Below are 23,426 nucleotides of genomic sequence, written 5' to 3'. Positions count from 1 at the left end.
CGATGCAAGCTGTTTCAAGTGTTCTTCATCAACCCGGCCGAATAGTCAGCGTGATCGTGATCGCGGCTTTGCTCACACTCAGCACTCATGGACCAGTGGTTCTCGCAAAGGACTCGACCGACGTCGGCAGCAGTAGAGATGCTGACCCCGACCCTATCGACTTTTCACGCTTCGACATATATGCCAGCGAAGGCTTCGTGTTGAAACATCAGTATATTGCCGACACCGGGGATGCCATCACGATCATTGATACCAGCGAGCCCTCCCTGACCCGGGAAATTCAGTCGAATGGTGCAGTCACCAGCTATGAAACACTCGAATCAGACAGCGGCCATATCACGCTGGAGGAAGTCACCAGGTATGACGCCTTGGGTGAGTGTGTCTCCAGACACAAAACACGTTATCAATGGCTTTCGGTATTTCCTGAAGTGGCGCACAAGGGTGATCAGCTGCAACGCATTGCCAGCGTCACGGATTTTGCCCACGAACGTCCCTGCGGCAAGGCCGATTCGCAACAGCCTGTAGTCAACAGCGCCATCAAGGTGGCGTATACGGTACTGGGGCGCACCGAGTACACCAATGGGACGGTCAGGCTCGATGACTGTGTGAAGCTGACGGAGCAGGCACCAGACTATTCTGGAATCGCAACGGTGTGTGCTGGTGTAGGCACAGCCTATCGCCTGCGAACTGGAACGACTTTCGGCAGGAACGAGCGGCAGTTGATCGCCGTAGACCAGCCGCCAGGGTCCCCTCTGTCTAGCAGGTAGGAATCGTAGCGAGGACTTCCAGAAGCTCCAGCGTGTTGACCGGTTTGACGAAGTGATAGTCAAAGCCAGCTGCTCTGGTTTTTTCCCTGTCCTGTGCCTGGCCATAACCAGTGACGGCAATGAGAACGGCCTTTGCCGTGTCCTGGCGCTGCCTCAGCTGGCGTGCGAGTTCGTTCCCGTCCATCTCTGGCAGGCCGATATCCAGCAGGAACACATCAGGCACCTGCCGGTCGATGCTGTTCAACACCGCTCGCGCACTATGCTCGGTATGCACTTCGTGGCCTGAAGCCTCGAGAAACATCGCCAGCATTTCTGCCGCATCGGCGTTATCGTCTACGACCATTACCCTCAGCGACCGTCCCGCACTGTCTTCGGTCTCGCCGAGGGGCGGTAAATCACATGCAGGATTTTCCTTGTCCAGACGGGGCAGACACACCACGAACTTGCTGCCCTTTCCATAACCATCACTACTGGCCAGGACCCGGCCACCATGCAGATCCACCAGGCTACGTACGAGCGCCAGGCCGACACCCAGTCCACCCAGCGAGCGATCGGAAGTCCGCTCAGCCTGAGTAAACAGCTCGAAAACCCGCGGCAGCAGGTCTGGCCTGATACCGATACCATCATCCGTGATGATCACAGCCACATGCTCTGACTCAACCTCCATCTGCAGGGTAATGTTTCCACCTGTGGGCGTGTATTTCGCAGCATTGCTAAGGATATTGGTGATGACTTGAACGAGCCGCTTCTGATCGCCCAGCACGCGGGCCGGCTTTGCCGCCAGGTCCAATATCAGGTGATGCTGCTTGCTTTCGATCATGGGGCTGATCTGCTCGACAGCATCGGAAATGATGCGCTTCATGTCCAGCGCCTGCTTTTCAGTCGTGACCAGACCACGGGTCACCCGGGACACGTCAATCAGGTCATCAACCAGGCCGGTCATATGCCCGATCTGACGGGTAATGATGTCGCTGGTCTGTTGCAGACGGGTCTCATCGAGCTTGACCATCTTCATGAGCTGCGCGGCAGAGCTGATAGGCGCGAGCGGATTGCGTAATTCGTGGGCTAGCATGGCCAGAAACTCATCCTTGCGTCGATCTGCTTCGCGCAACTCCTCTTCGGCATTCACGCGCTCTGTAATATCCAGGGTCACGCCACGGACTGCGAAAGGTTTGCCTGACTCGTCACATCGTACTTTGCCACGAACATCGATCCAGATCTGTCGGGCACTATCAGGGCGGGTAAACCTGATCACTTCACGGTAACCCGACCGTTCGGCAAAGGCTCGCTCATGCACCAGCCTCATCTTCGCGCGGTCGTCCGGGTGGACCGAACTGTAGAGGTCATCGAGCGAATCTGCCGTGCGACCCAGCACCTCTTCTACATTGTCTGAAAAGACCATTTTCCTGGATTCAATATCCCAATCCCAGACCACCATCTTCGCCGCCAGCATGCCGTCTTTGAGCCGTTCTTCACTTTCCCGCCGTGCGGCCTGTGCTTCAAAGGCATCGGTGACGTCGTAGCCCTGCGCAAATATGCCAATGATGCTGCCATCAACGCCATGGTAGGGCTGGTACGACAGATCGATGAAGCATTCGACGATCGGACCATCCACCTCACGCTGAAGATTGACGCGCATGCCGCGCCCCTGCCATTGCTCCCCGGTCTGGTACACCTGATTCAGCAGCTCTTCATAGCCTTGACCAAGCACTTCCGGCAGCGCCTTCCTGAGCGGCTTGCCGATAATGTCCCGGTGCCCGACAAGCTGGTAATAGGCTTCGTTGACCATGTTGAAGACATGGTCCGGGCCGGTGAGTACCGCCACGAAGCCAGGCGCCTGGTTGAACAGGTTCCGCAAGTGTCCTCGCTCGTCCTTGAGAATGCTGGCCAGCGCTTCATGCATTTGCGCGCGGCTGAAGACTTCGCTTTCATCCTCCGGGCGTGGCCCTGGCATGTCAGAAGGGTCACGCGCCAGACCGTCTCGGGTATAGAGATCGGTCACATCGATCGAGCTCTGGGTCACGAAGACGACTTCGCCCTTTTCATCAACCGACGGGGTGTGTACTGCTCTCCAGAAACGCTCTACGAAACCTGGCCCTGCAGGGGTGTCAGTGGATACCGCATAGCGCAGACAAGGCGTGGAATGTGGACGCTTGGTGGCAATCGCCATTTCGAGCGACGATTTCACCTCCTGAACGTTGGTCGACTCGGGATCGTTTGGATTGACTGGAAAGGCATCGAAGACATAGCGACCGACAATATCCGCTTTTGTTCGCCCCACTGATTTGAGATAGGCAGCATTGGCACCGATCACCGTCAGATCCGGCGCCATGACCAGATAGGGATAAGGTGTCGAATCAAATAACAGGCGGTAATCGTCGGGCTTCATCATTGGAACTGGCCGTACAGGTGCGAGTCAACTTCAGAACGGCGCTGACAGGAAGCGGTCATCAGAGACCAAGTGTAAGGCTCAGACCACAAATATGCGAGGGTGATCACGACGGTGCATCGCGACTGCCCTGCTTGAAGCGGCGTTTGCGCTCCGCATTGTCCGCAGCTTTCTGCGCCAGGGTGTCTGCAATGATGACATCTTCGGCTGCTATCATAGCCGGCGTCTCCAGCGTGATACGGCCAAGTTTCCCGGCTCGCAACTCATTGATGAGCACTTCGGAAATCTTGTGGAAATCGACCCGGCCACCGGTGCGTAAGGCGCCCCGGCGCGCAGCCGCCATCTCCAGGAATTCGACGTCGGACGTCGGCATTGTCTCGAGCTGAAAGCGTTCGCGGATCAGCTCGGGATAGGCTTTTATCAGGTACTCCGCCACGAAGAAGGCTACATCATCATACTCCATCGCCGTATTCTTGATGGCGCCGGTGGCCGCCAGGCGATAGCTGCTGTTCGGATTGTCGATCTTGGGCCACAGTATGCCAGGCGTATCCAGCAGCATGACGCCATTGCCCAGGTTAATGCGCTGCTGCCCTTTGGTCACCGCAGGCTCATTCCCGGTCTTGGCTACCGTGCGACCTGCCAGCGTATTGATGATGGTAGACTTGCCGACATTGGGAATGCCGACGACCATGGCGGTAATATTCTGTACGCCTGCGGCCTTCTCGGGCACCATTCGTTTACAGAGATCGGTCAGCCCCTTGATACGACCCGGCTCTTCAGTAGTGGTCGCAGAAGTCTTCACGCCACGCGCCTGCTCGAGAGAAGCCTGCCAGGCCTCAGTAGCAGCAGGGTCGGCGAGGTCCGACTTGCTCAGCACCTTGATGCAGGGTTTGTCGCCGCGGAGTCTTGCAATGGCTGGATTTTCACTGGAGAACGGAATGCGCGCATCCAGTATTTCGATGAGCAGATCTACCTGTGGCAGGATCTGCTTCATCTCTTTCTGGGCCTTGTGCATATGCCCCGGATACCATTGAATCGCCATTGCTGTCTCGCCCTGATGCTCACCAAGGCCTCATTGTACGTTACCTGACGAATTTGTGGTCCGCTTTCGGGCGTCAGACCCGGGCGAGCACACCAGTCCGCTTGAGATAGGCCGGGTGATGCAGGTCGGCATCAAAGGCGGTGGCCTGTATCTGCACCAGCTTACGCTCTCCCTGCTCTCCGTTCATGCGCCAGTGCCCTATACGGATATTGTCGACGAAGGCGATATCGCCCTTTTGCCAGGCCATCAGATGAGCACGGGCAAAGATGTCGTGAAATAGTCGAGTCTGCTCTTCAGGCGTCCACTCTATCGAATTGCCGCGCTCATCGCAGAGCTCCCAGGTCAAATCCATGCCTTCGGCTGTTGAGTCCGGACGGATATCACCGCGCCCTGGGAATGCAGCGACCGCCGCCGCATGAACAGCGCCATTGGTGTTGCGGGCAAAAGCCCAGGGCTGGATGCAAAGCGCGCCGGTTTCCGGCACAGCACAGACGGCCGGACATGGGGGCAAGGCGAGATGGGCTCTACCATCGACGCGTTCAATCAGTTCGAAAGGGCTTTGCTTGAGCAAGACCCGATCCAGCGCATGTACCTTTCGGCGGGAAATGTAGTAAAAACGATTCCAGGCGCCGCTATACTTTTTCTGTACGGCCAGTGGCAGATTCGTATACACCTGATGCAGATCCACCATGCCTGTTTCAGCACGGCTCGGCGAAGGCTCGAAACAACACAGGGCGATATAGCGTGATCGCTGAGAGCGAATACCGCCTTCGACATGAGGGCCCTGTACGGCAGATTCGACCGGCCCCAGCTGGACCGCATCCTTGTCCAGATAGCGACGATAGTCACCTCCGCCCAGTAAACCTTCCATATACTTTCGTAGCCAACTGGTAGCGAAGCCAGGTGTATTCTTGAGATTGAAGGCGTTCCATGGGTCAAGTGCCATGCCCTTCGTGACCAAATCATACAGGTCATCTGTGTGAGCCGGTGCGAACCCCCGGAATAGCAAGACGCCACGTCTCGCGATCTTGTCCCGCAGCAGCTCACGGTTCTCCTGAAGGATTGTCAGCAAGCTAGCCATGTCACAGGCTTGCCTAGGTCTAAAGATCGTTATGAAGTCATGCCGCTCATCGATGTCGAGCTGGTCGAGACTGTTAATTACTGTTGACACTTTGGCCTCCTGGATACACTCCATCTTCTGATTATTCTGCGATCTCACAGAGACGCAGCCTGAGTTGAGACATGACGCAGTCGACGAAACCGGGATCGGTCAACGGGTCGACATAACTGAACACGAGTCTGAGACGGTCGGCGTAGAAGACGCTCGCCAGACACAGGACAGGCTTATTGAGGAAATGCACACTCGGTATGGGAAAACAGGCTCGCAGATTGAGATCGCCGTAGTGCTGCGGTAGCGCTGGCCGTCCGAGGTTGGTCAGGTGAATACTCGCTCGGGATCGCTTTGCAAGTGCATCCACCAGTGCCTGCGGATCCTTTTTCCAGGCGAGGATAAGGCGGCGTAACTGCAGGCTGAACGCTATCCTTTCGGTGGTGAACTGCGCGTTCACATCCTCAGCTACCCGCTCGGCCAGCCGCCAGATATCATCGTTACCCGTGAGGCTGTATCGACCCTCGATACCAGTAGCGAAATAGCCGACATCACGTGGTGAGACCTGTTGAAGTCGAGGACGAACATTGACGGCGGCGCTCAGGACAATCTCCTTTGTACCTTCGCCTCCCAATGCACAGTGGGTCGCCTGCAGCAGTGCGCTGCTCAGCAGGGCATGCATCCCAACTCCCTCATGCTTGCAACGACGGACGACACCTGCGCTCGTGTGTGGATCAAGCGACAGCTCGATAAAACGCGAGCTAACAGATGCATCGGCCTGAGCGAAGACGTTGCGTGGTGCGCCAAGTGCAGGTGATCCCGGCCGCAGAACAGTCGTTATGAACTCTGGCATACACCGGGTAAGCATTCGCCAGGTCTGGCCTGGCGGCAACAGATCGTCATAGGCTGCTGGAGGCGGCATTGCGGACCCTGCGGCTGAGGGGTCGACATAGCACTGCAGCAATTCCCTGATGATGACATACGCCGAGTGCCCGTCGCTGACCGCATGATTGAATGTCAGTATCAGTACGGTCTTTCGAGCGTCCTGCAAAAGGGTCGCCCGCCACAACAGATCTGCGTCAAATGGGATTCTATTATTGAGTTCCCGTTCTGCAAGCCTGGCCCAGTCAGTATCGGCGCTGCCTGGCACAATGGACAAGGGGACCCGCGGAACACGACTGAAGATCAGTTGCGGCGCGTTAGCATTCGTCGACACCCGGGCCCGCAATATCGGGAAAGTCAAAACGACGCGCTCCATCGCGGAACACAATCGCTGCACGTCCATCGATCCATCTAACTGAGCGACCATCACAAAGTTGTTTGAGGTGAGCTCACTGAACTTCAGCCAGAGTTGCTCCCCATACCCCAGTGAACGTGATGGATAGTCCCTGGCCGTGGCGAAAGACTGGCTGATTCCCACGTCGCATACTCCTTTTCTTATTTTCAGTGTACATATGTGCACATTGATTCAGTGCAAACGGCGTTCAACCTTCGGCCTAATCAGATCAAATATTACCCCTATAAGATAAATTATTCGGGCCAGAATGCTGTTGTCATTATCGCCCAGAAGCGTATGAAAACTTGAAAGAACTGATCGTTTGAGCTTTTTTTCAGAGGCTTGCGCGGGCTTTCAGCAACTAAAACGGCCTCTAACCCTACCACTTTCAAGGATTTGCCTATTTTGACAAAGAAATTTTTTTCCGAAAAGGAAAATAGGAGATCTAGTGCACAGTTGTACACATTGATTATAGATTGGGCCCGCCTTATCCATATACTCCCGATCAGCACGCAAAGTGAACAGGTCAATTTTTGAGTGCGTCCTGGCGATCATCGTCAGAGGACCAAACCTATAAAAATGACTGAACTGATCAAGGGAACTTCTTATGAACAACGCCAGTTCAACGGGAATTTACGCTCGCTACCATGCTCTGAAAAAAATCAGCATCGCTGACATTCAGCAGATGTATGGCGTTTTTCGACGCTATTATGACAACACTGATCTGGACACTTTCCTGAAAGATATCAGTCGAAAGAGTGGCGCCATTCTGGTCCGATCAAGAGATGATGATAGAGTCGTCGGTTTTTCCACAATTGTCAGTATGGAGATGACCGTCGGCGGACTTCAGGGTAAGGGTATCTTCAGTGGCGACACGATCATCGAACGCGAGTATTGGGGCAGCCGTGCACTTCAAACCTGTTTCGCGCGTTATTTGCTGTGGGAAAAATTACGCTCACCTCGCCGCCCCGTTTTCTGGCTACTGATTTCCAAGGGATACAAGACTTACCTGCTGCTGGCGAATAACTTCAAGCGCTACTATCCGAATCCGGACAATCGGCACAATGAACTGGATCAGGTGGTGCAGCTCTATTGCGAGCAACTCTTTCCCGGCAGTCGCGATCCGCTAGGGCTGTTACAGTTCGGCGACAGTGCTCAGCGTCTGCGTGACGAAGTCGCTGGCATATCCGATGACCTGCGCAAGCAGTTTCCGAAGATTCGTTATTTCGAGACCCGCAACCCGACGTGGAGCGTCGGTACTGAGCTGCCCTGCGTTGGGGTCGTCTGTGCCAGAACGCTCAGCTCGTTTGCACTCAAGGCGTTTCGCAAACCTCTCACCAGCGCCGCAGCGAAATCGGAGGGGACGAAGCTCCCATCGGGCAGGACCCGCAATATAGCCGGTGTGACTAACAACAACCCGGGCTCGGCAGGCGCGCTGCAATGAGACGTCTGTCTGGCCTTGCACATGGGCTTATTCGTGCCAGCGTTCAGCCTGGCAGATTTGCATACGATCGCAGCAGTGCGAGCCTGCAGTCCTTGCAGCGGGAAAAACTGGCTTCTCTCATGGGGGCGATCGACGGGACTGCCTTCGCGAGACAGCATGGCTTATCCGCTCGAACTTCGTGGGAGGATTTCGCCAATAATGTACCGATGACGAATTACAGTGACTGGGCTGAGCCCATCGCAGCTCAGCGGGAACAGCCTGAAAACAGACTCATCGACTCACCAGTGGCACGCTACCAGCCGACAAGTGGATCGACTTCGGCAGTCAAGTGGATTCCGTATACACGCAGGTTCCTGAAGGAGCTCGATGCCGCCATCTGTCCCTGGATCAGTGACATGTATCATCGATATCCCGGCATACGCACAGGCGCCCACTATTGGTCGCTGTCCTGGGTGCCGACCGAGATGCGGGCCCATACGACGGGTCATATCAACGATGACATGAAACTGTTGTCTTTTGGCAAGCGCTGGTTAGTCAGCAGTACTCAGGCCGTTCCGGATGCGATCTCGCTGGCGCCAAGCTCTGATGACTCTCTCTTCGCAACAGTGACCTATCTGGCAGCGAGAAGTGACCTGACAGCCATGTCGATCTGGAGCCCGACATTCGCATTGGGCTTGCTGGAAAAGCTGTCACTCTGGCGCAAGGAGGTCGCAGCCGTTCTGGTCTACGGTCACTGGTGCTCACATCAGGGCAGTCTCGGCTACCTACCCTGCCCTGAATCAGAGGCCGCAGCCGATCTTCTACTCAACTGGGATGGCGAACTATCCGCAGCCTTCTTCGTCAATCTGTGGCCACGTCTTTCGCTGATCAGCGCGTGGGACACGGCAGCCTCCGCCCCCTGGGCACAGCGATTACAGACGCTGCTGCCACAAGCCGATTTTCAGGGCAAGGGTCTCTGGTCGACAGAGGGCGTGGTCACCATTCCATACAAGGATGATTTCGTTCTGGCTGCTGGCTCCCATGTGTATGAATTCGAAGATATCGCCAGCAAGCAGGTGCTCCCACCCTGGGCGCTAGAAGCTGGCCAGGAAGTCACCCCCATTCTGTCGACCGGCAGTGGACTGTTGCGCTACCGCATGAACGATGTGCTGAAAGTGACCGGGCATCAGGGGCAGCTGCCAGCCTTGCGCTTCCTCGGTCGCAACGATGGCGCCGATATAGCCGGCGAAAAAATCAGTACGATTCTGGCCCAGAGGCTGCTGGACGGGCTCGACTGGCCATCCGGACTGCAGCCGGTTGCCCTGTTGGCTGCTGATGAGGGCTGCAAATCCGGGCGACCGGCCTATGTGCTAATGGTTGAAGCCGATGTGGCGATCAGCAGCTACTGGCGCAAACGCCATGAAAAGTCACTCGGTCAACAACTCGAAGCCGGTCTGCTTGAGCACTTTCATTATCTGGTGGCGAGAAATCTGAATCAGCTCGGCCCTGTCCGCTGCATCTGTCACCCCGAGGCGCGCCGCCATTTTCTCGAAGCCTGCAGCCGGCGTGGCATGATAGAGGGCAATATCAAGGTTGAGGCTTTACGACACTGGACCGGCCGACTACCATTGGATCCGCCCGTCGCTGTCGCGAGCCCTGCGTTGAGCGCCATATCATGAGCTATCAGGTGAGATCGGCCCAGCTGGAGGATAGCCAGGCCATTCTTGAACTGTTTCGGCGTACACCGCAAGCCGGCAAGATCACGCTGAACTTCGAGCGTAGCCCTTGCTACTTTCATAGCGCTCATGTGAGCTGTGAGCAGCCTGACGTATTCGTGGCCGAAGAGCATGATAGCGGGCGTATAGTCGGGGTTGGCAATATTGGACAACGCAGACTCCATGTCAACGGCCGCCCTCGCTACGTTCGTTATGCCCATGATCTCAGGGTAGAGCCTACCTACCGCGGCGGCCACGTACTGTTCGATCTTTATCGACAGATTCCTGAGTCAGATTACCAGAACGGCTGGCTGCAGGCGGTCATACTGGCAGATAACGAACCCTACCTGAAAGCTGTCGCGAAACATCGTCCTGGGCTTCCGCGCTTTTTACCTTATGGCATGATTGAAACCAGCCTGCTATTCGGCTCGAGGCTGGCGCGAAAACCCAACACCGGCCTCAACATCCGCCAGGCCAAGGTAGAGGACCTGGGAGTCATGCAGGCCTTCTGGGATGACGAGGGTCCGAAAAAGCAATTCTTCCCGTGCTATCAATTCGAACAGCTGGCCAGGTCTGAACCCTACTTTCGCGCGCTTCGACCACAGGACTACTGGCTGGCCTTCGATGGAGAGTCGCTGGTCGGCATCATCGGCACCTGGGATCAAAAAGCCTTCAAGCAGACCCTGGTTCTTGCCTATACCCATGGCCTGCAGACCCTGCGCCATCTGTACAACCTGCAAAACCAGCTTCGCGGAGGCCCACGCCTGCCGCAGCCCGGCGGCCAACTGGTCTATCTGACCCTGCACAGCATGCTTGTAAAAGACAACGATCCAACCATTTTTAAAGCGCTCTTGGACACCATCCACGCCAGTATGGGACGTCACTACGACGCCCTGGTCTGTGGTCTTTTCGAACAGGATGCCTTGAGGCCCGTACTTGAAAAGTTCCGCCGGGAAACTATCCGTAGCCAGCACTTCATACTGGCGCACAGTGGTGACCCGAGGCTCGGCCTGAACGGTCGATTAACGCCCTATGTTGATGCCGCAAGGCTCTGAGACCAAGTGAGTTCATGATGAAGTACCTCTCACCTGCTCGTGGCTGGATCCCGGTCGTATTGATCGTGACCATGATATTGACCGTTCTGTATCGATATTCGCCAGAGGCAGACGAACAGCCTCTGCTCAAACAGGTGCCGGAATTCAGTACCGTCGTTGTCGAACCGCAAGACTTGCGGCTCGACCTGCATAGCCAGGGCATCGCTGCAGCCAGTCGACAGGTTTCGCTCTCCGTCGAAACTGGCGGACGCGTCATATCCGTCGCAGCGGAGTTTGAAAGTGGCCGCTGGGTCGAAGCAGGCACGCCACTGTTACAGCTGGACCCGGAACCTTTCTCGCTGGAGATCGCGCAACAGAAACACCAGCTTGATGCCGCAAAGCTGCATCTCGAAGAAGTGCGTGCCACCGCGGTCGTAGCCAGACGTCTCGCCGCCAGCAAAGCCAACGATTTCGCCCTGCGCAAGCCGCAGCTCGCCGAGGCCGAAAGTCGGGTGCGCTCTGCACGCTCGGCGCTGCGCATCGCCGAACGGCGCCTCGAACAGGCAACGCTGACAGCACCTTTCTCGGGACGCCTCGCTGATATATCGCTGGCACAAGGACAGTACCTGCGAGCGGGCGAAGCCCTCGGTACTCTGTTCAGCGCCGACGAAATGGTCGTGCGCTTGCCCATTCAGGACGAGGGCCTACAACTGCTCTCACTTCCACTGCAACTGCAGGCTGTTCCCCTGAAGATTCCTGTGCGACTGAGTGGCAGCTTCGGCGGTCGTCAACTGACCTGGGACGGCACGATCACTCGCCGTGAAGGTGGACTGAACGCAAACCGCATGACCTGGCTGATTGCTGAAGTGAAGCTGGATGGCGACGATGCACCGCTTGAGCCAGGTGTCTACGTCGATGTGCTGATCAGTGGCCGTCATATCGAGGATCTGGTCGCGCTGCCGCGGTCGGCGCTGGTCGGCGACAGCCATGTCTGGGTGATCGGCAGTGAGCAGGTATTGACGCGAAGAGCGGTAGAATGGCTGCACCGTGACGAACAGCACGTCTATGTTACCAAGGGACTGAATGTCGGTGAACAGGTCGTTAGAAGAGGCCACAGCCATCTCCTCGACGGCACACCTGCACGCTCGGTGCCAGAAGAAGCCCTTGTTGAAGCTGACGATGCGCTCACGGCCCGCGCGGAAGCCTCGCTGTGAAAGACAGTATCGACTGGTTCATCAACAATCCTCGTGTCTCCAACCTGCTGGCACTGATGTTGGTCCTGGGCGGATTGCTCGCTATTCCACAAACGCGACAGGAAACCCTGCCTAACGTTCCGCTTGAACGGATCGGCGTTGTCTCATTGCTGCCGGGCGCTTCACCGCAGACGGTAGAGCAACTGCTGTGTACGCCCATAGAAAACGTCATTTATGGTATCGATGGCATCACTGACCTGATGAGCGATGCGCGGGAAGGCCGTTGCGCCATTACCGTTGACGTGCTCGAAGGTTATGTGACCCGGGATGTCCGGGACCAGATCGCTTCGCGTGTCGCTGCCCTGAATGATCTTCCGGAAGATGCCAGCACACCGCTGGTCGAGGAACTGATTTTTCGCAATCGTGTTTCACAGGTGTTGCTCACGGGTGATCTCTCACCGCGCGACCTGTATACCGCTGCTCGGGAAATGCGCCGTCGCATGCTCGACTACCCCGAAATTTCACAGGTCGAAATTGAAGGTCTGCCGGCGCGCGAAGTGGCGGTCGAAGTCTCGAGATCGGATCTCTACCGCTATGGCCTGTCGTTCAACGAGTTGGCCACCACCATCAGCAATGATGTAGAGCGCGTAACCGGCGGCCTGCTCCGAACGCCACAGTCCGACGCATTGATACAGGCTGGCGAAGAGCCCGCAATGGCCGATGACTACCGTCAGGTTCTGGTGCGCCAGGGTGGCGCTGGTGACGCCTTGCGACTCGAAGAAGTAGCTACCATCTCCGATGGCTTTTCCCAGAACACCATGGGCGCCTGGCTGAACGGGCAGCCTGCGGCAGCACTGGATGTGTATCGCATCGGCAATCAGAACGTTCTGGACGTGGCGGATGCTGTCCGGGCGTTCATGGCTGAAACGCCGCTTCCGCACGGCATGCGGCTCATGCTGTGGCAGGACGACGCCGAAGAATATCGCGGCCGCTCTGAGCTACTTTGGCGCAACGCCGCACAGGCCCTGCTGGTACTGGTACTGATTCTGACCCTGTTTCTCGGGCTGCGAATGTCGATCTGGGTCGCAGTGGGTATACCCGTCTCGATGCTCGGGGCCTGCATCCTGTTGCCTGTGCTGGGTGAGTCGTTCAACACGATATCGCTCTTTGCCTTCATTCTCGTGCTGGGCATTGTGGTCGACGACGCCATCGTCGTGGGTGAAAGTGTGCATGATGAGATCACTAGAACTGGCCATAGCAGCCAGGCCATTGCACGCGGAACGAAAAAGGTGGCCAAGCCGGTTGTCTTCGCTGTGCTCACCACAGCGCTCGCCTTCACGCCCTTGCTGTTCTTACCCGGCCCCGAAGGTGAGCTGATGCGCGTTATTCCCATCGTAGCCATCGGCATTTTGATGTTGTCGCTGATCGAATCGTTGTGGATACTGCCGGCCCATCTGAACAATAGTGAAGCGAAGACCCCGGGCCGGCTCGACCGTCTCAGCGAGCGGATGAATGCGCGCTTCGACCGACTCATGACGCGCTTCTTCGTGCCCGTTCTCGAGTTCACCCTGCACTGGCGCTATACGCTGGTAGCCGCGGCAGCGGGCCTCATTCTGCTCAGCCTTGCCCTGGTGCACAGCGGCTGGCTGACCCTGGTCATGTTCTCCCGTGTCGAGGGTGATCGTGTCATGGCTGACGTCGTCTTCCCGGAGGGTACCAGTACCCAGCGCGTAGCCGACACTGTGCAGGCCTTGCAGCACTCCGGGCAAACGCTCGCAGAGCAGATGATGATCAAGTTCGACGAGCCACTCATCGTCGACGTCCTGGCGGAACAGGGCCACCGCCGCAAGGTCTCTACCGCCAGTGATCCTGATGCCCACCGCAGGGCTCGTGTCAGCCTCGCGCTGGCTCCGGGCGAACGGCCCATTACGGCCGACGAAGTCGCCTACCGCTGGCGCTCGTTGCATCAAGGTATTCCAGACGCACTGTCAGTGCGCTTTCACGCCAGCCTCACCGAGATCAAGCCGGATATCTATATCAACCTCTATCACCCTGACCTTGATATCCTGGAGATCATGGGACGCGAGCTGCAAACACAGCTTGAACAACTCGACGGCCTGCACGAGATTGGTAACAGCATGAATGCGCGCTTCACCCAGATTCAGGTCAGCGCAACGCCCGCAGCGAGACACTATGGACTGACCGAACAAACGCTCGGCCAGCAAGTGGCTGCCGCCTTTCGTGGTGTTATTGTGGACCGCCTGCCGGAAGATGAGCATGAAGTGCCTGTGATTCTTCGCCTGCCTGGAGCAGAGAGCAACAGTCTCTGGCATCTGGAGCAACTGCCGATCACCCTGTCGGATGGGAGCACAGCACCCCTGTCTGCTCTGGCCACCCTGAAGGAAGTGCAGACGCCTGCGCTGATCAGCCACTACGATCGGCGGCGCACAGCTACCCTCACTGCGCTCGTGGATGACAACCTCACCTCACCCGGCCAGGTCATGGCGCATCTGCAGGCGAATTGGCTCGGTGATCTGACACAGCAATACCCCGGCGCCAGCTGGGCGGTCGCTGGCAAACCCAAGGCCATAGCCGAGTTCATCGACTACCTGGGGCTGAGCTACCTGCTTGCGCTGATAGGCATGTTCTGTCTACTCACCATCGCCTTCGGTACCTACTGGCAGCCGATCCTCATCCTCCTGGCCATTCCATTTGGTCTGGTGGGCGCTTTCCTCGGCCATGCCGCACTCGGCTATGAACTGACCCTGTGGTCGATCGTCGGCATCATCGCCGTCAGTGGGGTCGTGGTAAATGACAATCTGGTGTTGATCAGCGCCGTCAACGACCTTGCGAAGGCCGGTGAGCGCATCAGGGACACAATCATCAAGGCCGTTTGCAGTCGATTTCGGTCGATCGTACTGACCTCGCTGACCACGTTTATCGGCGTTGCTCCATTGATACTGGAAAATAGTTCACAGGCACGTTTCCTGATCCCGATGGCCATCTCACTGGCATTCGGCGTGCTGTTTGCCACTGTGATTACACTGCTGATCGTGCCCTGCCTCTATCTCATCGGTGAGGATGCCAGGTTGTTCGTACACCGCATACAAACACGCATTCCGGAGGCTTCGGAAAATGATGATGTCGAACAGGCTTACCAGAATGGTCGCATCACGGGTTCGAAGAACCGAACTGCCACCAATCCCTATATCAACGAGGTTCTGCACGCCAGCTGGGAAGCTGGTTTTACTGACGAGTGCGAGGCGGGGGTTCTCCGACCGGCCACGCGCTAGCGCCTCTCGTGACTTCTCCTTCTAGCGGAGGCTTTGCCCGGTGAATGGTCTCGAACTGTTGCCGGGCTTTTTTATGCTGTTCTCTTCCGTCATCATTGCTCAGCAGGCGCATATCGACACGCTGGCGCCCACGACTGTATGCCCTCGTAGCTGGCCGTTCGGCAATCCCACTGCATGCCGTACAGGGCATCGCTGGCAATGGGCACCAGCTGGATGGTGCCACCATCGACGCCTGACCTATCGTTGAACGTCAGTGTGATACGGCCACGATCGCCCACCGCGACCGCGGCGAGGGCACCGCGGGCATACGCCTCAGGCTCAGGCAGGCCAAGATCCGCGTTAGAGGCAGGGAGGCTACCGTGTTCGATGGCATAGTCCTGTACGGCATAACGAACTGCTGAGCCGGCGAGAAAGCCCTCTATCATTTCGGCTTCAGCGGTCGGTTGCTCCGATGTGACCGTGCAGGCGCCAATCACCAGTACTGCGGCGAAGAGAGGAAACCCCCGGCTCATGGATATATACATCTCATCGTTCCTTGTCTTTTCAGCATACCTGGATCGTACGAAACCCGTGGCCACCAGGAAAGCATCAGTTCAGCCTATTCACTGTGGCGGGTCAAGCACAAAGCCTGCATCAAGTTTTTTGGCATAGGCTGAATCCAGGCGGCGAATGACTTCGGCTGCCTGAGGCGTCTTGCGGGACACCACGTAGGTGAGACGGGATTTCATCAATGGCGAGGATTCAACTGTCAGGTCAGGGAAAAGTTTGAGGGTTTCGGCCATGGGCTCTTCATAATCGAGAAGATAACTGCCCCGCCCCATCGTCAACATTCGAAGACCTTCATGATGACCCGGTGCCGCGTAGACCGTGGTGGCCGGATCATTGTCGGTAAACGTCAGCGGAGGAAACTCGACATAAGCAGCCTGAAGTACGAGTGGCTCCTCTGCCAGCCCTTGGTCGGCAGCACCAGGCAAAAGATCAGGCAACAACACAATCGAGTAGACATGAAGCCAATGACACCTTGGAAGCCATGGCTGGCAACGAAAGCACCAGCCTGTCCTCAATATGGGCCGCGATGCCGGCTTTGTAAATGCCCAACCACACTGCTGGAGCGTTCAGCCTGTTTCGTCAAAAATCTGCAAATGTGGCCGTTCGGCTTCCAATGCTGCCTTGAGCTGCACCATGGCTCTAGCGGCACGCCGAGTCATCACTCGCCGCAACAACGGCAGCAGGCATAGCCAAATGACAAATGACCTGCTTCTACTGAACATTTGCCAGTCGATAGCGCACTGCTCTTCACTGAGCTCATGAAAGATGACTTCCATACGTGGGAGGATGGGAGGAAAGTGGGCCTCCGTCACGAACAGACGATCAGCTATTGAATCCCGCACAATCAAGCGGATCTCGCGGGTGTTGCCAAACGGCATCTTGACGGTTTCGAAATAAGTCTTGCCAATCTGTCCATGAGCGAGCTCATTACCGGATCTGACTTCCCTGATCTCGGGAAACCATTCGGGGAACTGCTCCATGTCGGTTACGTAGTCAAAAACAACGGAAGTGGGGCGATTGATTTTTACACGCTTTTTCGCGAGCAGATGCATATTTCTTTCCTTGAAACAATGCGTTGGAGGCCGCCATCCTACGCATAAAACAGGCGGCGGACCAGAGGGCATCCTGCGAGGGCGAAGTCGACAGGGCGGGCCCTACCGAATCTCGTTAGGTGAACGTATAAAAACCCAGTTCGTGCCGACGTCGTCACACACGATGATCTCGCTGCTGATATCCATGCAGGCGTCGATACTGTCAGGAAGTTTGTCATGCAGGCGCGTTTGCACCGCCATGGTCTTGCGGTCCGCCTTGAGAAGCTGAAAGGTTTCCTCAGAGCGCCTGGCGAAATCAACACCAGCAGACTCTGTCGTATGGAAGGCGTGGTGGAACTCGGTGAAGCTCAGGGTAGCCGCGCCGAGTCCGATGCCTAGCATCTTCTGGACGTAGATGGCATAGACGTCGCTGAGATAACGAATGACCGCGTCGTTGTCGCTGCGGGGGCCACGGTAGGATGGCAGGTCGAGCCGATTGGCATCTTCGAGCACGCCTCGAACCAGGGCGCTGTTCTGCTTGTTGGCTGCGAGTACGTAGCGGCTGTTCGCACAGGTGATGACGTCACCTTGCCCGGTGAGGCGGCATTCATCCATCCCGGCATTGGCGGCAGGGCTGGTCGCTGGACTGGTCGCTCGGCTGGTCGATGACATGCTCGCGGACGCAGGGGCCAGGGGCGGTGGTTTTGGCAGAGCCGGCATCGGCGGTGGTGCCGTGACTGATCCGGGCGGCACAGACGGCGTGCTGCTGCGGCCGGGTAAGGTCAGCCCAAGACGCTCTGCAGGGCGTTTCAACAACAGGGCCTGCACCAGGACATCGTTGCGCCGGAAATCTTCGAAGGATGGCAGGCCCGCGCCTTCTCCACCTTTCACGACTCTGCAGTAAGCCCTTTCCAATTCAGTCCTGGCTGCGTCAAGGCAGGTGTCATTGGCGCTGGCCAACAGCGGTCCGACCATCATCGCGCCAGCGAGCAACGAAGTTGTTCTCCAATTTTTAAAAGTACCCACCTGGCCTCACTATCGTGGTCTCTGCTTTGCGGTCAGTCGCTACCATACAGGGGCTTCGGCGCCACGGGTACTGCGGCTTTGCGAAACAGCACATAATTGCCAAGCAGTGCCAGCAGCGCACCGATCACAGCTGTGATCGTCCACTCGAAACCCTCCAGCCAGGTCGAGACCGACAGTGCGACGATTGGAAACAGCACGGTCGCATATCCGGCCTTGTCTGCGCCAAGAGTCCTGATCACGGTGATGTAGCTGTAAAACCCAATGATCGATCCCGGAATCGCCAGGAATACTGTGGCACCCCAGAACACTTCTGACTGAGGCGGATGCCAGGGCACACCCTGAATCAGGCACCAGATGCCGAGTGCGACAGCGCCATAGGCCATGGCCCAGGCATTGCCAGCGAACAGCGGGATATCGGCATTACGCACCTTCAGGCTGATGAGGTTTCCGAGCGAAAACCAGAAGGTGCCGCCTGCAGCGAAGAGAATAGCGGCAACAGTGGCATTACCGAGCGTCAGGTCGTGCCAGAACAGCAAAGCCACCCCCGTGACGCCGAGTGCCACAGCTGGATAAATGCGCAGGCTGGGCCGCTGGCCCATGATCCACCAGCCATTGAAGGCGTTGAACAGGGCTGCGAGGGAAAACACGACCGCCAGCAGGCCCGTTGTCATGGTTTCAGCTGCTCGGTAAATCAGCAGGAAGTTGACACTGTAGAGCGTCATTCCCTGAAGGATCAACAGGCGATGCTGGCGCCATGACATCCTTGGCAAACGGCGCAGTAACGCAAGCCCGCCGAGCGCTACCAACGAAGCCATGACGAACCGATAGAGCACCGACAGGTCTACGGGCGCAGATTCCACCTGCAGACGAATCGCCGTCCAGGTCAGGCCCCAGATCAACACAGTCAGGCAGTAGTGTATTCCAATTGGCATAGCGTACATTCCGGTCGCAATTGTTGATGGAAGGCTCAGCATAGTGTGCTGCGCTTGCTGGGACTTGTCAGATCCTGCGGAAGCATGGATGATTCTTGCCATGCTCCGGAGATACGCATGACCGAACTCAGCTCTTCAGATTCATCCGCTCAGACGCCAACTCAGGCCCGAGACATCATCGATGCACTCAAGGCTGCCGGCGCGGCACCACGGCGATCGCTCGAACTGCAATGTGGGCGGGCACTGGTGCACTGGCAGAATCATCAGGGCGAGGCGCAGTACGAACGGCCCCGACACCACGCGATGAGCATTTATACGCGCGGCGGCGAACGCACGTCTCGACAGGTCAAAGGGCAGGCGGTGAGCCATGGCTTCCCCGGAGCGATCTGCCTGTTTCCAGCCGGCAGTCAATCACAGTGGCGAATTCAGGAAGATTTCGAGTTCGTGCACCTGTACTTCACTGATCTGGACCTGCAACGGTGCAGGGCGAAGGTCTGGGATCGCGAGCCCAACAGTGTTCAATTGAACGAACGTTATCAGTTTGAAGACCAGCTGATCGCCCAGAGCGGTCGTCTGCTCGACATAAGTGGGTGGGATACCGCCGAAGACAGCATGGCAGCCGACCATTTGACACATTGGCTGATGGTACAGATGGTCAGTCGCCATTCTGCTGTCAATATGCCTGCTCCGGATGTCAGCGGTAAGCTGAGCCGACAGCAAGTTCGATTGTTGCAGGCGCATATCGATGCTGCCTTGCCTGAAAATCTGACGCTTGAACGGATGGCAGACTGGGTGAATATGAGCCCTTTTCACTTTGCTCGCCTGTTCAGGGCAAGTATTGGCTGTGCACCCTATCAATATGTGCTCGAGCAGCGACTCATACGCGCACGTGATTTGCTGCGTCAGTCCGGACAGAAAATTACAGTGATTGCGCTACTGTGTGGGTTTGGTGATCACAGCCATTTCAGTCGGGCATTCCGAAAGCGGTTCGGGGTGACGCCATCGCAGTATCGCGATGGCTAGCTGCACGCATCTAGTCATTTTGCCGATGTCAAGAACGTGTCACAGTCCTTGTGCCTTGCAGGAGAGACTCCGACAATTCATCACCGTGGAGTACCGATATATCTCCTGTAGTTTCAAGCACCACCGCTCGGACCTTTGACATATCGAGAACATTCGCTTCCCGAAGCTTGGCAATCAGATCACTTTTGGCCACGCGCGTCTCCATCAGAGCCTTGTCGATGATCTTGCCATCTCTCATGAGCAGTACAGGTGTGTTCTGCACAAGGGTTTCGAAGGGATCGAATCGTTGACGCAGGCGAGCGACTGAATATTGTGTCGCAAACAGCGCAGCCATGGCGGCCACCGCCTGAGCATAGCCGCCCCAACTCGTCGATTGGGCTGCACCCGCAAGCAGAGAGCCAACAGCGATGGTCATCACGAAATCGAAATTCGTCATCTTCGAGAACGACCTGAGCCCGTTGATCCGCACCAGCAAGACCACCCAGCACAGCGTGAGGACGGTCAGCAAAACTCCCCTTAGAAATAGATCCAGCGTTGGTTCATCAACGAACATATTGCGTGTAGCCTCTTGGTGATACGACATCGTTCTTTGATCTTACGATCGTTAAGCTACTATCGACCTTATTGCTGGGCGGCCCCAAATGATTCCTTTTCAGTGAGAGCCCAGCTACAGTCTTCGTGAATAAACTTCAGTTATCGACCGATCCTCAGGAGATAGAGTCATGGCGCTTTCCCCCTTCCATCTCGCCATTCCGGTGCACGACCTGGCGGCAGCACGGCAATTCTACGGTGAGACCTTCGGCCTGGCCGAGGGTCGTTCCAGCGATCACTGGGTCGATTTCGACTTCTATGGCCACCAGCTCGTCATCCATGAACACCCGAAGACCCCGTCTCAGGAGAACGCGCGTACTAACGCGGTGGATGGTCATGACGTACCCGTACCACATTTCGGCATCGTACTGGAATGGGGCGAATGGGAAGCGCTGGCAGATCGTCTGCGGATACGCGACACGCAGTTCGTGATCGAGCCCTATATCCGCTTCAAGGGCGAACCGGGGGAGCAGGCGACGATGTTCCTGCTGGATCCTTGTGGCAATGCACTGGAGTTCAAGGCCTTCGCGGATATGAGCCAGCTGTTCGCCAAGTAGGACAAGCTAAGCCATTCGTGCTGAACCAGAGATAAGCGAAGCGGATCCTCTACGCTTCGGCTTCTACCTGGTTGCCGCCGGTCTTACTGGTTTTCATCGTACTCTTCGTACTCGATGGCTGGCTGAGGAATTTCGACTGCATCTGAATCCTCATCGGGATCCGGTTCGACAACACTGTCACGCTTCTTCGCATCGTCCAGTTCCTGAGTATTGAGTCTCGGATCAGGCGAAGTACGTTCCTCCAATGGCTCCGCCTGCTCCGGCGTCACAATGTCTACCTCGTTATCACTCTCTTCAGCACAACCCGCTGCTGCCAGCATGATGCCTGCAAAGCTTGCGATAGCGACTGTTCTTAGAATCTTCATTGAATACCTCCATAACGCCGACAACTGCTGATGGCAGTCGCGGCTTTTTTGGGCCGTCAGGAGTAGTGAGATAATGCAATGACCGCGCCACCATCAAACCTGGGCCTGAGCCCAACGGTAGCGCTGGGTCGCTTGAAGTCGATTCAATCCTGAAGCGAGCCCGCGCAGCTTCGATTACAAGAACAACGACCATAATGTAATCTTTGCGAAAGACGTCATTGCGAGATAAATACACGGGCTAGCGTGGTTTTGAAGGACGACCGGGCGGGCTGCGGACTATCAGGGAAGCGCCACCAGAAAGAATGCCTTGCTGACCTACAGGTTGCGGAAATAGGATTTCACGAATTCCTGCTGATTAGGCTCATCCTTCGCCGTCACAAAATCCACCTCACTCTTGTCGTGGTCGATTTTCAGACTATCACCGAAGCGGCAGTTTACCGTTTCCAACTGGGCCGCCAATGCTTTGATGTCACTCGACTCAGCGCACAAACTGGAGAGCTCCGAAACGACCGTTCTGCAGTAGCCGTTTATACTCACACTCTTCAAAAGATCGTCACTGACGCTATCCCAGATGACATTCGTCTGAATGTTGCTGTCACATGCTGCCGCCGCTTCGGCATCGGCCTCTTTCAGGCCCTCGACCGCGAGATTCACATGCTTTTCACGATCAAATTTGGCTAGTTTTTCCTGAACACCATCCGCTTTCTGTTGATTGTAGATAGCCAGAAGATGCTCGGGCTTCAGTGGCTCGGTCTTGTCTTCATCGAAGTACAGAATGGTCTTCTCGCCACCAGGAAAAATAGCAAGGTACTCACCGCCCCACCCCTGATTCTTTATGATCAGATTGATCCGGCGACCATCAAACTCTGTCCTGTACCCCTCACTACTGTTTCCAATTGATTCTATGTCAGTCAGAAACATGACGTCGTCTCTTTCGCTGTTCAGCCCAGACATCTGCACCAGGGCCTGTTGTCCATCCTGTGTCGGCGCAACGATGACCGTAATGCCAGGATTGGCAGTATAGGCTTTGGGATATTTCGCTAATTCGACTGCGGATGCCACGGTTGAGGACAGCAGTATTCCGATTGTCAGGAGAGTATTTTGAAGTGGGTTCATAGTAGCGACTTCTTGTCAGTTGAAAGTAGATCCATCAGAAAACTTGAGTGTTAACGATCGATGAAATACGGTTCGTTCCGCGAGAGGATTTTACCTATTTGATATCTGAATTTCATGTCATTGCCCTGGTGGCAGATATATAGCTGATTAATATTTTGTGCGCTGCAGCGCTTCATCATGTGACTCCTTGATCAGGGAGTCCCACTGAGCACTGGCCGACTGCAAGATCAAGGTGAGCTCTTCATCGGGCTCATCCACTTCGACGAACGTGATTATCCAGATTTCGCCCTGGTCAGAAATGGTATGTCGCTTCCATTCGCCCGTCTGGTAGTCCATGTTCGAGACATGGCGCTTCGCATGACACAGCGCCGAATTCTCTGAGGTCACCGGAGGCGGCGGGCAATGATTATGGGTATTGAGGTAGGTCTGAAACACATCTCGATCTTCTATCTTGTATCGGGCTTCAACTACCAGATCACCCTGTTTATCAATGAGGCCACATTTTCCCCCTGTGAGAAAAGTATGCTCGCCGTGTTTTTCCTCTTCAAATGGGCCATTACAGACGACAGAGTGCCCGTAGTTGAAATGTGAAATCAGTTCAAAACCTGGGGCCAACACAGTGTCCAGTGCAGGATTAATAAACACCATCTCTCCGTCGACAAGGCCTCGCGCCAGCCCCTCCTTGAAATAGTCACAACCATTGTCGTAAAAATACACTCGCTGAGAGCGTCCGCTGTCGTGGATGTAAAAAGTATCTGCAGGTGACATGATCACGCAGGCCAGCCCATGCTCGTTAAAAAGAACATTCTCGGCATGAGCCTTTGCCAGCTTTATCTGATCACCCTCGATCAGGCCACAAGCGTCAAAATGGTCATAGCTCCCGTCATCCTGCTTGCTCGGATAGAAACATGTTTCTGCTGCACCAGCCGAAACAGAGAAGACCAGCAACAGGGTAAGTAAGGCTCGCTTCATTGTTGATCCAATCAGTCGCCCTTG

At 56.2% G+C, this 23,426-nt stretch carries 21 protein-coding genes; 8 read left to right on the top strand and 13 right to left on the bottom strand.

The features are described 5' to 3' along the window. Window positions 1-2 precede the first annotated feature (2 nt). Window positions 3-767, top strand: coding sequence for a hypothetical protein (locus ABD735_RS07125; protein ID WP_344804773.1), 765 nt, complete (start codon window positions 3-5; stop codon window positions 765-767). Here ABD735_RS07125 and ABD735_RS07120 read toward each other — a convergent pair. From ABD735_RS07120 to ABD735_RS07105, 4 genes are all read right to left on the bottom strand, one after another. Then, window positions 757-3,159 carry a hybrid sensor histidine kinase/response regulator gene (locus tag ABD735_RS07120; protein WP_344804771.1) on the bottom strand — a complete coding sequence of 801 codons (2,403 nt, stop codon included), beginning with the start codon at window positions 3,157-3,159 and terminating at the stop codon, window positions 757-759. The genes ABD735_RS07125 and ABD735_RS07120 overlap by 11 nt on opposite strands. Before the next feature lie 103 nt (window positions 3,160-3,262). After that, window positions 3,263-4,198, bottom strand: coding sequence for a ribosome biogenesis GTPase YlqF (gene ylqF, locus ABD735_RS07115; protein ID WP_344804769.1), 936 nt, complete (start codon window positions 4,196-4,198; stop codon window positions 3,263-3,265). Window positions 4,199-4,271: 73 nt separating this feature from the next. Then, on the bottom strand, window positions 4,272-5,369 hold the full coding sequence (locus tag ABD735_RS07110; RefSeq protein WP_344804767.1) for a TauD/TfdA family dioxygenase: 1,098 nt from the start codon (window positions 5,367-5,369) through the stop codon (window positions 4,272-4,274). Between the two features lie 31 nt (window positions 5,370-5,400). Next, entirely contained in the window at window positions 5,401-6,726 is a 1,326-nt protein-coding gene (locus tag ABD735_RS07105; protein WP_344804765.1) for a condensation domain-containing protein, read from the bottom strand. A gap of 463 nt (window positions 6,727-7,189) precedes the next feature. On the opposite strand from ABD735_RS07105, the gene ABD735_RS07100 reads away from it, so the two are divergent. Genes ABD735_RS07100 through ABD735_RS07080 form a run of 5 tightly spaced genes read left to right on the top strand, consistent with a single transcriptional unit; the run spans window position 7,190 to window position 15,240 of the window. Then, window positions 7,190-8,026: a hypothetical protein gene (locus ABD735_RS07100; RefSeq protein WP_344804763.1), complete on the top strand. Its 837-nt coding sequence runs from the start codon at window positions 7,190-7,192 to the stop codon at window positions 8,024-8,026. Beyond that, window positions 8,023-9,684: a GH3 family acyl-acid amido synthetase gene (locus tag ABD735_RS07095; protein ID WP_344804761.1), complete on the top strand. Its 1,662-nt coding sequence runs from the start codon at window positions 8,023-8,025 to the stop codon at window positions 9,682-9,684. The genes ABD735_RS07100 and ABD735_RS07095 overlap by 4 nt, the downstream gene beginning before the upstream one ends. Beyond that, window positions 9,681-10,775, top strand: a complete 1,095-nt coding sequence (locus ABD735_RS07090; RefSeq protein ID WP_344804759.1) for a GNAT family N-acetyltransferase — start codon at window positions 9,681-9,683, stop codon at window positions 10,773-10,775. Before ABD735_RS07095 ends, ABD735_RS07090 begins: the two co-directional genes overlap by 4 nt. A 14-nt stretch (window positions 10,776-10,789) precedes the next feature. After that, entirely contained in the window at window positions 10,790-11,968 is a 1,179-nt protein-coding gene (locus tag ABD735_RS07085) for an efflux RND transporter periplasmic adaptor subunit (protein WP_344804757.1), read from the top strand. Next, on the top strand, window positions 11,965-15,240 hold the full coding sequence (locus tag ABD735_RS07080; protein WP_344804755.1) for an efflux RND transporter permease subunit: 3,276 nt from the start codon (window positions 11,965-11,967) through the stop codon (window positions 15,238-15,240). The genes ABD735_RS07085 and ABD735_RS07080 overlap by 4 nt, the downstream gene beginning before the upstream one ends. 92 nt (window positions 15,241-15,332) lie before the next feature. Here ABD735_RS07080 and ABD735_RS07075 read toward each other — a convergent pair whose 3' ends face one another. From ABD735_RS07075 to ABD735_RS07055, 5 genes are all read right to left on the bottom strand, one after another. Continuing rightward, complete coding sequence (locus tag ABD735_RS07075) at window positions 15,333-15,764, bottom strand: pilin (protein WP_344804753.1); 432 nt, start codon at window positions 15,762-15,764, stop codon at window positions 15,333-15,335. Window positions 15,765-15,842: 78 nt separating this feature from the next. Beyond that, the gene (locus ABD735_RS07070; RefSeq protein WP_344804751.1) at window positions 15,843-16,226 is read right to left on the bottom strand and encodes a hypothetical protein; all 384 of its coding nucleotides are present in this window, start codon (window positions 16,224-16,226) and stop codon (window positions 15,843-15,845) included. A 129-nt stretch (window positions 16,227-16,355) separates the two neighbouring features. Continuing rightward, on the bottom strand, window positions 16,356-16,841 hold the full coding sequence (locus ABD735_RS07065; protein ID WP_344804749.1) for an SRPBCC family protein: 486 nt from the start codon (window positions 16,839-16,841) through the stop codon (window positions 16,356-16,358). A 102-nt stretch (window positions 16,842-16,943) separates the two neighbouring features. Further along, window positions 16,944-17,813, bottom strand: coding sequence for a hypothetical protein (locus ABD735_RS07060; protein ID WP_344804747.1), 870 nt, complete (start codon window positions 17,811-17,813; stop codon window positions 16,944-16,946). A gap of 65 nt (window positions 17,814-17,878) precedes the next feature. Further along, window positions 17,879-18,778 (bottom strand): DMT family transporter, encoded by a 900-nt coding sequence (locus ABD735_RS07055; RefSeq protein WP_344804745.1) that lies wholly within the window; start codon window positions 18,776-18,778, stop codon window positions 17,879-17,881. A gap of 117 nt (window positions 18,779-18,895) precedes the next feature. Here ABD735_RS07055 and ABD735_RS07050 point away from each other — a divergent pair, with 117 nt between their 5' ends. Continuing rightward, window positions 18,896-19,801 carry a helix-turn-helix domain-containing protein gene (locus ABD735_RS07050; protein WP_344804743.1) on the top strand — a complete coding sequence of 302 codons (906 nt, stop codon included), beginning with the start codon at window positions 18,896-18,898 and terminating at the stop codon, window positions 19,799-19,801. Window positions 19,802-19,829: 28 nt separating this feature from the next. Here ABD735_RS07050 and ABD735_RS07045 read toward each other — a convergent pair whose 3' ends face one another. Continuing rightward, window positions 19,830-20,384, bottom strand: coding sequence for a DUF421 domain-containing protein (locus ABD735_RS07045; protein ID WP_344804741.1), 555 nt, complete (start codon window positions 20,382-20,384; stop codon window positions 19,830-19,832). A 139-nt stretch (window positions 20,385-20,523) separates the two neighbouring features. Here ABD735_RS07045 and ABD735_RS07040 point away from each other — a divergent pair, with 139 nt between their 5' ends. Next, the gene (locus tag ABD735_RS07040; protein ID WP_344804739.1) at window positions 20,524-20,949 is read left to right on the top strand and encodes a VOC family protein; all 426 of its coding nucleotides are present in this window, start codon (window positions 20,524-20,526) and stop codon (window positions 20,947-20,949) included. 83 nt (window positions 20,950-21,032) lie between these two features. Here the strand turns inward: ABD735_RS07040 and ABD735_RS07035 are convergent, their stop codons facing one another. The 3 genes from ABD735_RS07035 to ABD735_RS07025 all read right to left on the bottom strand — a co-directional run bounded on the left by ABD735_RS07035 (window position 21,033) and on the right by ABD735_RS07025 (window position 23,402). Beyond that, entirely contained in the window at window positions 21,033-21,314 is a 282-nt protein-coding gene (locus ABD735_RS07035; RefSeq protein WP_344804737.1) for a hypothetical protein, read from the bottom strand. A gap of 315 nt (window positions 21,315-21,629) precedes the next feature. Continuing rightward, the gene (locus ABD735_RS07030; RefSeq protein WP_344804735.1) at window positions 21,630-22,430 is read right to left on the bottom strand and encodes a hypothetical protein; all 801 of its coding nucleotides are present in this window, start codon (window positions 22,428-22,430) and stop codon (window positions 21,630-21,632) included. Window positions 22,431-22,577: 147 nt separating this feature from the next. Then, on the bottom strand, window positions 22,578-23,402 hold the full coding sequence (locus ABD735_RS07025; protein WP_344804733.1) for a hypothetical protein: 825 nt from the start codon (window positions 23,400-23,402) through the stop codon (window positions 22,578-22,580). Window positions 23,403-23,426: the final 24 nt, after the last annotated feature.

Origin of the sequence: Allohahella marinimesophila, assembly GCF_039538005.1 — a bacterium.
GTDB lineage: Bacteria > Pseudomonadota > Gammaproteobacteria > Pseudomonadales > Oleiphilaceae > Allohahella > Allohahella marinimesophila.
The sequence above is the reverse complement of the archived record's forward strand: the minus strand, read 5'-3'. Positions and strand labels throughout refer to the sequence as shown.

What these genes read in the sequence shown, in the direction of transcription:
- ABD735_RS07125 (WP_344804773.1), top strand. Translation starts at nt 3, where the DNA reads ATGCAAGCTGTTTCAAGTGTTCTTCATCAACCCGGCCGAATAGTCAGC.
- ABD735_RS07120 (WP_344804771.1), bottom strand. Translation starts at nt 3,159, where the DNA reads ATGATGAAGCCCGACGATTACCGCCTGTTATTTGATTCGACACCTTAT.
- ylqF (WP_344804769.1), bottom strand. Translation starts at nt 4,198, where the DNA reads ATGGCGATTCAATGGTATCCGGGGCATATGCACAAGGCCCAGAAAGAG.
- ABD735_RS07100 (WP_344804763.1), top strand. Translation starts at nt 7,190, where the DNA reads ATGAACAACGCCAGTTCAACGGGAATTTACGCTCGCTACCATGCTCTG.
- ABD735_RS07095 (WP_344804761.1), top strand. Translation starts at nt 8,023, where the DNA reads ATGAGACGTCTGTCTGGCCTTGCACATGGGCTTATTCGTGCCAGCGTT.
- ABD735_RS07090 (WP_344804759.1), top strand. Translation starts at nt 9,681, where the DNA reads ATGAGCTATCAGGTGAGATCGGCCCAGCTGGAGGATAGCCAGGCCATT.
- ABD735_RS07085 (WP_344804757.1), top strand. Translation starts at nt 10,790, where the DNA reads ATGATGAAGTACCTCTCACCTGCTCGTGGCTGGATCCCGGTCGTATTG.
- ABD735_RS07075 (WP_344804753.1), bottom strand. Translation starts at nt 15,764, where the DNA reads ATGTATATATCCATGAGCCGGGGGTTTCCTCTCTTCGCCGCAGTACTG.
- ABD735_RS07065 (WP_344804749.1), bottom strand. Translation starts at nt 16,841, where the DNA reads ATGCATCTGCTCGCGAAAAAGCGTGTAAAAATCAATCGCCCCACTTCC.
- ABD735_RS07055 (WP_344804745.1), bottom strand. Translation starts at nt 18,778, where the DNA reads ATGCCAATTGGAATACACTACTGCCTGACTGTGTTGATCTGGGGCCTG.
- ABD735_RS07050 (WP_344804743.1), top strand. Translation starts at nt 18,896, where the DNA reads ATGACCGAACTCAGCTCTTCAGATTCATCCGCTCAGACGCCAACTCAG.
- ABD735_RS07045 (WP_344804741.1), bottom strand. Translation starts at nt 20,384, where the DNA reads ATGTCGTATCACCAAGAGGCTACACGCAATATGTTCGTTGATGAACCA.
- ABD735_RS07040 (WP_344804739.1), top strand. Translation starts at nt 20,524, where the DNA reads ATGGCGCTTTCCCCCTTCCATCTCGCCATTCCGGTGCACGACCTGGCG.
- ABD735_RS07035 (WP_344804737.1), bottom strand. Translation starts at nt 21,314, where the DNA reads ATGAAGATTCTAAGAACAGTCGCTATCGCAAGCTTTGCAGGCATCATG.
- ABD735_RS07030 (WP_344804735.1), bottom strand. Translation starts at nt 22,430, where the DNA reads ATGAACCCACTTCAAAATACTCTCCTGACAATCGGAATACTGCTGTCC.
- ABD735_RS07025 (WP_344804733.1), bottom strand. Translation starts at nt 23,402, where the DNA reads ATGAAGCGAGCCTTACTTACCCTGTTGCTGGTCTTCTCTGTTTCGGCT.